Origin of the sequence: Cognatiyoonia sp. IB215446, assembly GCF_033963825.1 — a bacterium.
Classification (GTDB): Bacteria; Pseudomonadota; Alphaproteobacteria; order Rhodobacterales; family Rhodobacteraceae; genus Yoonia.
The window spans coordinates 388,622-401,055 of the sequence record NZ_JAXBMD010000002.1 but is presented as its reverse complement, the minus strand read 5'-3'; the positions used below and the strand labels follow the sequence as shown (position 1 = coordinate 401,055).

The 12,434-nt window shown below is 58.2% G+C and carries 13 protein-coding genes; 10 read left to right on the top strand and 3 right to left on the bottom strand.

Annotated features, from left to right (window positions below; all coding sequences use genetic code 11):
* Nucleotides 1-111: 111 nt before the first annotated feature.
* Both SLH49_RS09470 and SLH49_RS09465 read left to right on the top strand, forming a co-directional pair.
* Nucleotides 112-444, top strand: coding sequence for a DUF952 domain-containing protein (locus SLH49_RS09470; protein ID WP_320268921.1), 333 nt, complete (start codon nucleotides 112-114; stop codon nucleotides 442-444).
* Nucleotides 441-1,493 carry a quinone-dependent dihydroorotate dehydrogenase gene (locus SLH49_RS09465; protein ID WP_320268920.1) on the top strand — a complete coding sequence of 351 codons (1,053 nt, stop codon included), beginning with the start codon at nucleotides 441-443 and terminating at the stop codon, nucleotides 1,491-1,493. Before SLH49_RS09470 ends, SLH49_RS09465 begins: the two co-directional genes overlap by 4 nt.
* On the opposite strand, the gene SLH49_RS09460 is transcribed toward SLH49_RS09465, so the two are convergent.
* From SLH49_RS09460 to SLH49_RS09450, 3 genes are read right to left on the bottom strand one after another with little or no spacing between them, the layout of a single operon-like run.
* Nucleotides 1,470-2,807 (bottom strand): MATE family efflux transporter, encoded by a 1,338-nt coding sequence (locus SLH49_RS09460; RefSeq protein WP_320268919.1) that lies wholly within the window; start codon nucleotides 2,805-2,807, stop codon nucleotides 1,470-1,472. The two genes, SLH49_RS09465 and SLH49_RS09460, sit on opposite strands and share 24 nt — an antisense overlap.
* Nucleotides 2,800-3,294 (bottom strand): PaaI family thioesterase, encoded by a 495-nt coding sequence (locus SLH49_RS09455; protein ID WP_320268918.1) that lies wholly within the window; start codon nucleotides 3,292-3,294, stop codon nucleotides 2,800-2,802. Before SLH49_RS09455 ends, SLH49_RS09460 begins: the two co-directional genes overlap by 8 nt.
* A complete protein-coding gene (locus SLH49_RS09450) occupies nucleotides 3,291-3,731 on the bottom strand; it encodes a PaaI family thioesterase (RefSeq protein WP_320268917.1) in 441 nt (146 codons plus the stop codon). Before SLH49_RS09450 ends, SLH49_RS09455 begins: the two co-directional genes overlap by 4 nt.
* Before the next feature lie 177 nt (nucleotides 3,732-3,908).
* On the opposite strand from SLH49_RS09450, the gene SLH49_RS09445 reads away from it, so the two are divergent.
* From SLH49_RS09445 to SLH49_RS09415, 8 genes are all read left to right on the top strand, one after another.
* The gene (locus SLH49_RS09445; protein ID WP_320268916.1) at nucleotides 3,909-4,277 is read left to right on the top strand and encodes a MerR family DNA-binding transcriptional regulator; all 369 of its coding nucleotides are present in this window, start codon (nucleotides 3,909-3,911) and stop codon (nucleotides 4,275-4,277) included.
* A 322-nt stretch (nucleotides 4,278-4,599) separates the two neighbouring features.
* The gene (locus tag SLH49_RS09440; protein WP_320268915.1) at nucleotides 4,600-5,001 is read left to right on the top strand and encodes a MerR family DNA-binding transcriptional regulator; all 402 of its coding nucleotides are present in this window, start codon (nucleotides 4,600-4,602) and stop codon (nucleotides 4,999-5,001) included.
* Between the two features lie 43 nt (nucleotides 5,002-5,044).
* Nucleotides 5,045-6,823, top strand: coding sequence for an acyl-CoA dehydrogenase C-terminal domain-containing protein (locus tag SLH49_RS09435; protein ID WP_320268914.1), 1,779 nt, complete (start codon nucleotides 5,045-5,047; stop codon nucleotides 6,821-6,823).
* A 78-nt stretch (nucleotides 6,824-6,901) separates the two neighbouring features.
* Nucleotides 6,902-7,531, top strand: a complete 630-nt coding sequence (locus SLH49_RS09430; RefSeq protein WP_320268913.1) for a glutathione S-transferase family protein — start codon at nucleotides 6,902-6,904, stop codon at nucleotides 7,529-7,531.
* A 79-nt stretch (nucleotides 7,532-7,610) separates the two neighbouring features.
* Nucleotides 7,611-8,000 carry a membrane protein insertion efficiency factor YidD gene (yidD, locus tag SLH49_RS22325; RefSeq protein WP_413785277.1) on the top strand — a complete coding sequence of 130 codons (390 nt, stop codon included), beginning with the start codon at nucleotides 7,611-7,613 and terminating at the stop codon, nucleotides 7,998-8,000.
* A 54-nt stretch (nucleotides 8,001-8,054) separates the two neighbouring features.
* The gene (locus SLH49_RS09425; RefSeq protein ID WP_320268912.1) at nucleotides 8,055-9,266 is read left to right on the top strand and encodes an acetyl-CoA C-acetyltransferase; all 1,212 of its coding nucleotides are present in this window, start codon (nucleotides 8,055-8,057) and stop codon (nucleotides 9,264-9,266) included.
* Nucleotides 9,267-9,273: 7 nt separating this feature from the next.
* Nucleotides 9,274-10,200, top strand: coding sequence for a hypothetical protein (locus SLH49_RS09420; protein ID WP_320268911.1), 927 nt, complete (start codon nucleotides 9,274-9,276; stop codon nucleotides 10,198-10,200).
* Nucleotides 10,193-12,388, top strand: a complete 2,196-nt coding sequence (locus tag SLH49_RS09415) for a 3-hydroxyacyl-CoA dehydrogenase NAD-binding domain-containing protein (protein ID WP_320268910.1) — start codon at nucleotides 10,193-10,195, stop codon at nucleotides 12,386-12,388. Before SLH49_RS09420 ends, SLH49_RS09415 begins: the two co-directional genes overlap by 8 nt.
* Nucleotides 12,389-12,434 lie beyond the last annotated feature (46 nt).

Below are 12,434 nucleotides of genomic sequence, written 5' to 3'. Positions count from 1 at the left end.
GCGTACTTTGACAGAGTCAAACAGCTAGCCAGCACTGGTTGGCCGACCTTACGTCAGTTTTGCCGCACGCAACCGCTTGACCATCTTTTGTGGAGCCGCCATGACGCGGGCATGCTGATTTACAAGATTTTCCGCGCCGATGAATGGGCCACGCTGCAGGCCGATGGCGAAACTGTCGGCGCGCCGATTGATGTGACCGACGGCTATATCCACTTTTCAACCGCCGAGACCGTGGCAGAGACGGCGGCAAAGTACTTTGCCGGAGTCGACGGCCTCATGTTACTGGCAGTTGAAGCCGATGGGCTGGAGCCATTGAAATGGGAGCCTGCGCGGGCTAGTATGCTCTTCCCGCATCTTTACCGCAAGTTACAGATGGATGACGTGGTTTGGAGCATGACGCTGCCGCTGGTGGATGGCGTGCATCAGTTTCCCGATTTAGCATGAAGGCCCTGGAACGGGTTGGCCTGACGGCCCTGCGCCGGATTGACCCGGAAACGGCCCACGGGCTGGCGTTAAAGGCATTAAACGCGGGGCTAGGGCCGCGCGGCGGAGCTGTGACATCGGATCGGTTGCGCACGCATTTGGCCGGGATGGAATTGCCCAACCCGGTGGGCCTCGCCGCAGGGTTCGACAAAAACGCAACCGCACTGCATGCGCTGGCCAAAACGGGTTTCGGTTTCCTGGAGGTTGGAGCAGCGACACCCCGCCCGCAACCGGGGAACCCTAAACCGCGCCTCTTTCGGCTGTCGCAAGACGGGGCGGCGATCAATCGCTTTGGTTTCAACAATGACGGGATGGAGGCGATTGCAGAGCGGCTTGCCAAGCGGCCCAAAGGTACGGTGATCGGCCTGAACCTTGGTGCGAACAAAGACAGCACCGACAAGGCGCAAGACTTTGCGACGGTGCTGGCGCGGTGCGGCGCGGAGGTCGACTTTGCCACGGTCAATGTCTCCTCCCCAAACACGGAAAAGCTGCGTGATCTGCAGGGCAAGGCGGCGTTGGCGGCTTTGCTTGACGGCGTCATGCAGGCACGTGCAGCACTGACCAATCCGATCCCGGTATTCCTGAAGATCGCGCCTGACCTGACGGTTGACGAGATCGCGGAAGTGGCCGAGGTCGCGAATGCCGCTCGCATTGCAGGGATCATCGCGACCAACACAACATTGGACCGCGACGGCCTGCATGGCCCGCATCGGGCTGAGGCCGGTGGCTTGTCTGGCCAACCGCTCTTTGAGAAATCAACGCGGGTGCTTGCACAACTCTCGACCCTGACTGATCTGCCGATCATTGGCGTGGGTGGCGTTGGCAGCGCCGAGCAGGCCTATCAGAAGATCCGCGCAGGCGCGTCAGCGGTCCAGTTGTATACCGCATTGGTTTATAGTGGCCTGTCATTGGTCGGCAATATTGCCAAAGGGCTCGACCAACTGCTTGCACGCGACGGATTTGCAAATGTCGCCGAGGCGGTCCGGTCAGGTCGCAGCGACTGGCTTTGACGGTGTATCCGCCTCTGCCTCCAGCGCGGGATACTTCCACCCTAAGGTAGCGCCGCGCACCACAAAGCTGATCAGCAAACCCAGCCAAAGCCCGTGATTGCCATAGGCCGCCATCAGTGGAATAACGGTGGCGAAATAGACGATCGTCGACAAGATCATCATGTTGCGCATATCGGTGGTCCGCGTTGCCCCGATGAAAATCCCATCCAGCATCCAGGCCGCCACACCAATGATCGGGGCGGCGATCATATAAGGAAGATAAGTGTTAGCGGTCTCTCGCACCTCGACCGATGTTGTCATCACGCCGATAATCGCGGGACCGAACAGGGCAAATGACAGCGACAAGACAGCACAAATCCCCGCCCCCCAAAGCGAACTGAGCAATGCGCTGCGCCGCAACGCGGCCCGCGCCCGTGCGCCCAGCGCCTGTCCCACCAGCGCCTCGGCCGCAAAGGCGAAACCGTCCAACGCATAGGCGGTCACATGCAGGAATTGCATCAGGATCTGGTTCGCGGCCAATTGCGCATTGCCAAAGTCGGACCCGTAGAGGAGGAAGCTGACAAAAATCGCTTGTAACAGCACCGAGCGGATCAGGATGTCAGTGTTCACAACTGCCATGTGTTTCAGACGGGCCATATCAAAGACCCGCGCCGCCGAACGCCAGGCGGCCCCCGCAAATACATCACGACAGAGATAGAGCCCTAGCAACAGGCCACCCCATTCCGCGATGAATGTGGCCCAGGCGACGCCGTTGACGCCCCAGCCAAGCTCCAACCCTAGATAGAAGCTGAGCGCGATATTGGCCCCGTTCATCAGGACTTGAATGGCCAGCACCGCCCGTGTGCGTTCCTGTGCGATCAGCCAACCGGTGATTCCATAAAGCGCGATGGTTGCGGGCGCTGACCAAACGCGGATCATCATGTAGTCTCGCGCCAGCGTCTCAACTTCCGCACTGGCCGGTGACACCCAGAAAGCACCCGCGAAAAGCGGGATTTGTGTGGCGATGATCACGGCACCGGCCGTCAGCCCGATCAATAGCGCGCGCGACAAGAGCGCCTGCGCCTCATCCGCATCCCCCGCACCAGCCGCCTGAGACGTAAGACCGGTGGTCCCCATGCGCAAAAACCCGAAGACCCAATAGATGGCCGGCAGAATGATCGCGCCAATTCCTACCGCACCGATTGGCGCCGCCGTACCCAATTGCCCGACGACCGCGGTATCGACGACCCCCAAGATCGGCACCGTCGCGTTAGACAGCACAATCGGCAGCGCGATAGCCAGCACTCTGCGATGGGTCAGCGCGGTCTCAGCCATTGCGTTGCGGCATCAGGAAATGGCCAGTGCCTTGGGCAAAAAGCCGGGTGCGATTGTCCTGCCACGCCTCCACATGAACGGAGGCATAACGCCGACCAGAGCGATTGATCCGCGCACGCGCATAGGCATCTCGCGGCAGACCTGAGCGGAGGTAATCCACGGTAAAGTCGATTGTCTTGGGCAGCTTCGGGCGCAGCTCCGCATCCGGGTCGAGCTTGCCGCTCTCCATATCTTCCCAGATCATAGCCCAACTGAGTTCGATAATGGCCGTCACCTCAAGAAAGGCTGCAGTAACGCCACCATGCAAAGCCGGTAATGTAGGATTGCCGATCAGCTTATCCGCATAAGGCAGGACACCGGTGAGCTCATCGCCCCGGCGATCAAAGCAGATACCTAGGAACTGGATGTAGGGCACGCCGCCGATCAATCGGTCCAGCATTGCATCCCGTCGCTGCTTGATCACCTGGACAGGTTCGGGGCGGTTCATCTTGTGGCCCTTTCGATTGTGAACGCACCTGTTGCTGTTGCCACGGGCCGGTCCGGGTCGGCATCCACTGCCGTCGCGCGAATGAACGCGACCGAGCGTGTCACATGGTAGCATTCGGCTGTCGCCGTAATCCGCTCACCCGGCGTTGCGGAGCGCATGTAATCAATCCGCAGATCCAGCGTCGCTGTCGCAATAGCCGCTGCGGGATGCGCCATCACGGCGGCACCCGCACATGTATCCATTAGCGCAGAAACCGCTCCTCCATGAATGACGCCAGTCTCAGGATCGCCGACGAGGCGCGTGTCATAGTCCATCGTGATCACCGCCTTGCCATCCCCGATTTCGGTCATCTGCATGCCGAGTTCCTGCGCATGCGGAATGGCCGCGATAAACTGGCGTGCAATCTTGTCGCGACGGGTCTTTTGATCATCTGCCATGGCGATCCTTATCAGCTTTGGCGGTGCCAGAACGGCACTTTTCTTAGGGTATTCCATATTGGTCAGCCGCTGACCACGGCAAAGGTACGTGCCCGTGTGACATTGTGTGAACGCATGTCACATCCTGCGGTTGCCCCGCACTTCTGTTGGCGTTACGCTACGAAAAGGGAGGTCGTAATGTCTGAAAAACGTCTGACATTCAAAGAGATGTGCGCGGAATTCGATGTCACGCCACGGACCTTGCGCTATTACGAATATATCGAATTGCTACAGCCCGAAAAGGAGGGCCGGTCCCGCTTTTATGGCCCGCGTGAACTCGCGCGTATGACGCTGATCCTGCGTGGCCGCCGCTTTGGTTTCGCGCTCGAAGACATTCGCCAATGGCTGATGATCTACGAAAAAGAAGGAACCGAGGCGCAGATGCGCGAGTGGATCAGCCTCGCCGATCGCCAGATGATCGAATTGACCGAACAGAAAAAGCAGCTCGAAGAGACCATGCAAGAGCTGCAGGCCCTGCGCGATGAGACTGCAAAGACCCTCGGCTGACGTAAGGTCGCTGTCCGATTGAGCCTCACATCCCCGTCAGCTTAAGCGCTAGACACATCACAATTGCGACCAATCTCATGTCATTTTCGCCATAAAAACTAAGACTCACAGCACTTCAAACCCCTATTCAAAACGTTTGTGGGGAAGAAATGAAATTTTTCCCAGTTTTTTTATTTCGCCTGACCTAGCGTCCGGTTTGCTGACCTTTCGTCAGCCGTCAAATGACGCCACGTTCCGTTTACGTTAACGTCAGCTTTGCTTGTATGGTGCGTCCGAGTTCCTCAAGTGCGGGCCATTCGAAACACGCATAAGGAATGTAACAATGACGACTGAGACGCTGAATATTCGCGAAATGTGTGACGCATTTGAAGTAACACCACGCACCCTGCGCTTCTATGAAGCCAAGGAATTGCTGTTCCCCATTCGCGAAGGGCAGAAACGCCTGTTTACAAAGCGCGACCGCGCCCGCCTGAAGCTGATCCTGCGCGGCAAGCGCTTTGGCTTCTCTTTGGAAGAAATCCGCCAGCTGCTTGACCTGTATCATATGGATGACGGGCAAGAGACTCAGCTTGCCAAAACCTACGAGCTTGCCGAAAAGCACCTTTCTGACATGGAAGCCCAGAAGGCCGAGTTGGAAGAGGCGATCACCGAACTGAAAGAACAAATGGCCTGGGGCGCTGACAAGCTTTCCCAACTGGCCAAGGCAAAAACCGTCGCGGCCTGAAATTCGGGCGCGACGCCCAAATGTTGAAACGGAGAGACACCAGATGCCGATCTACCACGCCCCTGTTAAAGACATCCAATTCGTTCTGCACGACCTTTTGCGCGTCAGCGAACAGGATATCCCAGGCTTTGACGACCTCGATCGCGAGTTCACAGGCGCCGTTGTAGAAGAAGCTGGCAAGGTCGCGATGGAAGTGCTGCACCCGCTGAACGTTGTGGGCGACACGGAAGGGTGTGTGCTTGAAAACGGCGTCGTCCGTACCCCCAAAGGCTTTAGCGAAGCCTTCGAGCAGATGAAAGAGGGCGGCTGGACCGCCATGGACTGCGACCCTGAGTATGGCGGTCAAGGCTTGCCTTATGTCATGCATACCGCCGCTCAGGAGCCGTTCGTTTCCGCCAATATGGCGTTTAACATGTATCAGGGCCTAACACATGGCGCCTATTCAGCGATCTATGCGCATGGCTCTGAAGACCAGAAACAGAAATACCTGCCCAAGATGGTGTCCTGCGAATGGACCGGCACGATGAACCTGACCGAGCCGCATTGCGGCACCGATCTGGGCCTGATGCGCACGAAGGCTGTGCCGAATGGCGACGGGTCCTACAAGATTTCGGGCCAGAAGATCTTTATCTCGGCTGGCGAACACGACATGGCCGACAACATCATCCACCTTGTTCTGGCGAAGATCCAAGGCGGGCCCGAGGGGATCAAGGGTGTGTCGCTCTTCATCGTGCCCAAGTTCATGGTCAATGATGATGGCAGCCTCGGTCAGCGCAATGGCGTCGCCTGCGGCAAGATCGAAGAAAAGATGGGCATCCACGGGAATTCAACCTGTGTGATGAACTACGACGAGGCGACAGGTTTCCTCGTCGGTGAAGAGCACAAGGGCATGCGCGCGATGTTCACGATGATGAACGAGGCGCGTCTGGGTGTGGGCCTGCAGGGCTACGCGCAGGCAGAAAGCGCTTACCAGAACGCTGTGGCTTACGCCAATGATCGTCTGCAGGGCCGCGATGTGACGGGTGCCAAGAACCCAGACGGACCCGCCGATCCGCTGATCGTGCATCCCGATATCCGCCGCAACCTGATGGATCAGAAGAGCTTTGTCGAAGGTGCCCGCGCCCTCACCTATTGGGGTGCGATGCTGATCGACCAGGCCCATAAGAACGACGACAAGGATGCGGACGGCCTGATCTCATTGATGACGCCTGTCATTAAGGGCTTCCTGACCGACAAGGGCTTTGAGTATGCGACCGCTGCCCAGCAGGTCTATGGCGGCCATGGTTATATCGAAGAATGGGGCATGTCCCAATATGCCCGCGACGCCCGGATCGCGATGATCTATGAAGGTGCCAACGGCATTCAGGCGCTCGACCTCGTGGGCCGCAAGCTCGCGCAGGACGGTGGCAAGCATGTCATGGCGTTCTTTGAGATGGTGAAGACCTTCATCAAGGAAAACGAAGGCAATGAGGCGCTGAAGGCTGACTTCCTTGACCCGCTCAAAGCCGCGTCAAAGGACCTGCAGGCCGCCGGGATGTATTTCATGCAGAACGGCATGAAGAACCCGAATAACGCACTGTCTGGTTCCTACGACTTCATGCACATGATGGGCCATGTCTGCCTTGGCCTGATGTGGGCGCGGATGGCGAAGGCAGCGATGGAAGCGCTGGAAGGCGGCGCGTCCGACACCGAGTTCTACGAAACCAAGATCGCGACGGGCCGCTACTACATGGCACGCCAACTGCCAGCCACATCTATGCATCTGGCCCGGATCAACACCGGTGCCGATACTGTGATGGCGCTGGAAGCAGCAAACTTCTAAGCTGATCGAGGAGGGCGCGGCAATCGCGCCCTCTGCCGACGCCCCTTGCGTCACTGATTGGTTGGGGAGGCCTTTCATATGTCCATGAAACTGCATTGCTTTGGCGAAAGCGGAAACGCTTACAAGGCAGCTTTGACACTGACCCTCGCTGGCGAGGCGTGGGAGCCCGTTTTCGTGGATTTTTTCAAAGGCGCCACAAGGTCGCCGGAGTTCAAGGCGCTGACCGTCATGGCGGAAGTGCCGGTACTGGAAGATGGCGACACGGTCCTGACCCAATCCGGCGTTATTCAGGACTATGTCAGCTCAAAAACTGGCAAGCTCGGTGGAAAATCCGCTGCGGAACGGCGCGAAGTGCTGCGCTGGATGTTCTTTGACAATCACAAAGTGTCGGGCGTGGCTGGCCCATTGCGTTTCAACATGAACTTCCTACCTGAAGAGAAACGCAATGCGGATGTGAATGCCTTCATGGCCATGCGCCTAGCCTCAGCCGTCAAGGTTCTTGAGGCCCAGCTTGCGGGTCGCGACTGGCTCGCCAGCGACGAGATCACGATCGCCGACATCGCCTGCTGTGGCTACCTGTTCTATGAAGAAGACTTCACCCTCGACCGTAAACAGTATCCGAATATGGACGCCTGGCTCGACCGCATCGCGGCCCAGCCCAGCTGGAAACATCCTTATGATCTGATGCCCCGCGCATTGCCTGCATGAACGAAAGTAGACACATATCAAGGCTTTCCAAAACATCCCGGTTGGTCAAAGCTGCGCCTCGTTTGAAAGGACGGCAATTATGCTTGGACGGGCAGCCCTGGGCGGCATTTGGATATATCAAACCTATATCTCGCCACGCAAAGGGTTTCGCTGCGCCTATTCTGTTCTGCACGGTGGAACCGGCTGCTCAGGATATGCCAAACAGGCCATTCAAGAGCATGGTGCATTTGGCGCAATCCCACATATCCGGAACAGATTCCGCGACTGCAAGGCCGCGCATTTCACACTGCGTGACGAAGAACCGAAAAAGAACCGCAAGCGCCGTAAGAAAGAAGGCTGGTTTCACTGGACCGATTGCTGCAGCGGCTGCGGGCCCGGTGATTGCAGACCGGGTGCTGGCAAAGGGGGTAGCGATTGCAGCCCAGGCGATTGTCCCGCTAGCGGTTGTGAAGTCTGCAGTTGCGGCTAGCGGCTACCCCAACGCAAAGAACACGAATTCTGACTTAATTGAACGGAGGACTTCATGACCGAAGCCTATATCTACGACGCCGTGCGCACGCCGCGCGGCAAGGGCCGCAAGGACGGCAGCCTGCACGAGGTGACGTCCGCGCGCCTGTCTGCTGGCGTGCTGAACGAGCTGAAAGCGCGTAACAATCTTGAGGGTCACGTCGTGGAAGACGTGATCTGGGGGAATGTCACGCAGGTTGGCGAACAGGGTGGTTGTCTGGCGCGCACGGCTGTTCTGGCCTCCGATCTGGATGAGCGCATCCCGGGCCTTGCGATCAACCGTTTCTGCGCCTCCGGCATGGAAGCCGTGAACCTCGCCGCCAACCAGGTCAAGGGTGGGGCCGGTCAGGCCTATATCGCTGGCGGTGTCGAGATGATGGGCCGTGTCGCCATGGGCTCGGATGGCGCCGCGATTGCCGTGGACCCATCCATCGCCATGGAGACGTATTTCGTCCCGCAGGGCATCTCGGCCGATATCATCGCGACCGAATACGGGTTCACGCGCGATGACGCCGACGCACTGGCCGTTGAAAGCCAGAAACGTGCCGCCGCTGCCTGGGAAGACAACCGGTTCGAAAAATCCATCGTGCCGGTCAAGGATATCAACGGCCTGACTATTCTCGACAACGATGAATACATGCGCCCTGGCACCGATATGCAGGCTCTCGGGTCATTGAGTGCGTCGTTCCAGCAGATGGGTGAGGTGATGCCCGGCTTCGACAAAGTTGCGTTGATGAAGTACCCACATCTGGAGAAGATCAACCACATCCACCATGCGGGGAACTCTTCGGGCATTGTGGACGGTGCAGCAGGTGTGCTGATCGCCAACAAGGAATGGGGCGAAGCCCACGGCATCAAACCACGTGCGCGGATCAAGGCCACCGCAAAGATCGGCACGGACCCAACAATCATGCTAACGGGCCCAGTACCCGTGACTGAAAAGATCATGGCTGATAGCGGGATGAGCATCAGCGACATCGACCTCTTCGAAGTGAACGAAGCCTTCGCTTCTGTCGTGCTGCGTTTCATGCAGCGTTTTGACGTCGATGACAGCAAGGTCAATGTCAATGGCGGCTCTATCGCGATGGGCCATCCTTTGGGCGCAACCGGCGCGATAATCATCGGCACGCTGCTGGATGAGCTAGAACGCACCGGTCAGGGTACAGGCCTCGCGACACTCTGCATTGCATCTGGTATGGGGGCGGCAACGATTATCGAACGCGTGTAGGTTTTGTATGCGGCAACCCGAACTGAAGACGGCCAAGGAAATTTCAGAACACCTGCTGAATGTCACGGCCAACGCTCTGATGCAGCACGACTTTGAAAGCTTTGCCTCAGCCTTCGGATTGCCGCAGACCATGACAACAGCCGAAAGCGAAATCCGGCTGCTAACGCGTGACGATCTGCGTACAGCGTTTGAACAGATGTGTGAGTGTTTCCAATCCATGGGCGTGACGGAATTGCGGCGGGTCTGCGAGGCTGCGGCCTTTTGCGGGCCTGACCGGGTTGAGGCCACGCATACCAGCTATGTGCTGGCCCATGGCAATGATGTGGTCCCGCCCTACCCGGTGTTTTCCGTACTGGAGCGCTTGCAAGGACAGTGGAAAATCACTTCATCGGACTATGCCCTGGCCGCTGATCAGCCGCAGGCGCAGGCACTTGATCCGCATCGTATGAGCAACAAACGGGCCTTGCTGATCTATCAGGATCATCTTGACCGGACGACGGCGTCGCTGATGGCGGGGGATTTTGCTGCGTTTCGTGAAACGATTGAGTTGCCCCATACGATGCAGACCGAAACGGGAACGCAGCTTGTCACGACAACCGACGACATGGAGCGGACATTTTACCTCTTTGCCGAGAAATACCGCGACACTGGCATGACCGATTTCTTTCGGATCGCCAAAGAGGCGTACTTTCACACCGAAGATGACATCCGCGGTGTGCATGAAAGCCATCTGATCCGTCATGGCACGCGCCTCATCCCACCCTACCCCAACCGCGTTCGGCTCAAGCGTTGTGCTGATGGCCAGTGGCGTGAAACACATTCGACCAACGCCATCAGAAATGGCGAAGGTCGCTTTCATCTCTGGGCTGAAGTGGCGGAAAAGCCAACGCTGCCCGATCTTGTTATCGATCCTGAAAGGACACCTAATGACTGATTTCACCATGGCCATCGACGCGGACGGCGTCGCGACAATCACCTGGGACATTGTCGGCAAATCCATGAATGTGATGAGCCGCGATTCCATGCAGCTTCTCAACAAGCTTGTGGATGATGCGCTGGCCGATGATACGGTTAAGGGCATCATCATCACATCTGGCAAGGATACATTTGCTGGCGGGATGGACCTGAACGTGCTGGCCAGCATCCGTGATGAAAGCGGTGAGAACCCGGCGCAAGGTCTATTTGATTTCACTATGGCCGGTCATCACATGCTGCGCAAGATCGAGCGGGCGGGCATGGATCCCAAGACCAACAAAGGGGGCAAGCCGATTGCCGCCGCCCTGCCCGGCACGGCGCTTGGCATCGGTCTGGAAGTGCCGCTGGCCTGTCACCGCATTTTTGCCGCCGACAATCCCAAGGCCAAAATCGGCCTGCCTGAGATCATGGTCGGTATCTTCCCCGGCGCAGGCGGGACGACCCGTCTGGTCCGCAAGCTGGGGGCCATGGCCGCATCTCCGCTGTTGCTCGAAGGCAAGCTGAACGACCCAAAGAAAGCCAAAGCTGCTGGTGTGATTGACGAAGTCGTCCCTGCCGACGAATTGCTCGCGAAAGCCAAGGAATGGGTTCTCTCTGAGCCCAAGATCGTCAAGCCATGGGACGAAAAGGGCTATAAGATGCCTGGCGGTGCGCCTTACCATCCTGCAGGTTTCATGACCTTTGTCGGCGCGTCGGCCATGGTCAACGGCAAGACCCAAGGGGTCTATCCTGCGGCCAAGGCGCTGTTGTCTGCCGTCTATGAAGGCGCACTTGTCCCCTTCGATCAGGCGCTGAAGATCGAGGCGCGCTGGTTCACCAATGTGCTGATGAACCCGTCATCCTCGGCCATGATCCGCAGCATCTTCATCAACAAGGAAGCTTTGGAGAAAGGTGCGAACCGCCCCGAAGCCCCAGATCAGAAAGTCAGCAAGGTCGGTGTCATCGGCGCAGGCATGATGGGCGCGGGTATCGCGCTGGTCTCGGCGCTCGCGGGGATCGAAGTTGTCCTGATCGACTCAAGCCAGGAAGCCGCCGACAAGGGCAAGTCATACACGACCGCCTACATGGATAAGGGCATCGCCCGCAAAAAGGCGACCGAGGAAAAGAAAGAGGCCGTGCTGGGCTTGATCAACGCCACCACCGACTATGCCGCCCTTGAGGGCTGTGACCTGATCGTCGAGGCCGTGTTCGAGGATGTGGGCGTCAAGGCCGACGTCACCGCCAAGGTGCAGGCCGTCACCGGCCCCGATTGCATCTTCGCGACCAACACATCAACCCTGCCGATCACAGAGCTCGCCAAGGCGTCAAACGATCCCGAGAAGTTCATCGGCATCCACTTCTTCAGCCCCGTCGACAAGATGCTGCTGGTCGAGATCATCAAAGGCAAGGAGACGGGTCCTGTCGCCGTCGCCAAGGCGCTCGACTATGTACGCCAGATCAAGAAGACCCCGATTGTCGTCAATGACGAACGGTTCTTCTATGCCAATCGCTGCATCATCCCTTACATCAACGAAGGTATCCGGATGGTGAAGGAGGGGGTTGAGCCTGCGCTGATCGAGAACGCGGCCAAGCTGGTCGGCATGCCTTTGGGTCCGCTACAACTGACTGATGAGACCTCCATCGATCTCGGCGTGAAAATCGCGAAAGCCACCAAGGCCGCGATGGGCGACGCCTACCCGAACGAGGCCGTGGACGAGGTGCTATTTTGGATGTTCGATCAGGAACGTCTCGGCCGCAAATCCAACTCCGGCTTCTATGCCTATGACGAGAAAGGAAAACGTCAGGGTCTGTGGGACGGCCTTGCGGCACAATACCCCGCCGCCGATGAGCAGCCCGACCTGACCACCGTGCAGCATCGTCTGCTCTTCGCGCAGGTGCTCGAAGCCGTCCGCGCGCTGGAAGAAGGCGTACTGGAGGACATCCGCGAAGGCGATGTAGGCGCGATCCTCGGCTGGGGCTTTGCCCCATGGTCAGGCGGACCGTTCAGTTGGCTCGACATCATCGGCGCACCTTATGCGGCGGAACGGTGTGATGAACTCACCGCTGCGTTCGGCGACCGTTTCAAGACACCGGATCTGCTGCGCGAGATGGCGGAGAAAGGTCAGTCCTTCTACCAGCGCTTCGGGCAAGAGGCGAAAGCGGCCTAAACCTTACGGATCAAATCTGTAACCAAAGCGGGCAATATCCTTGCCC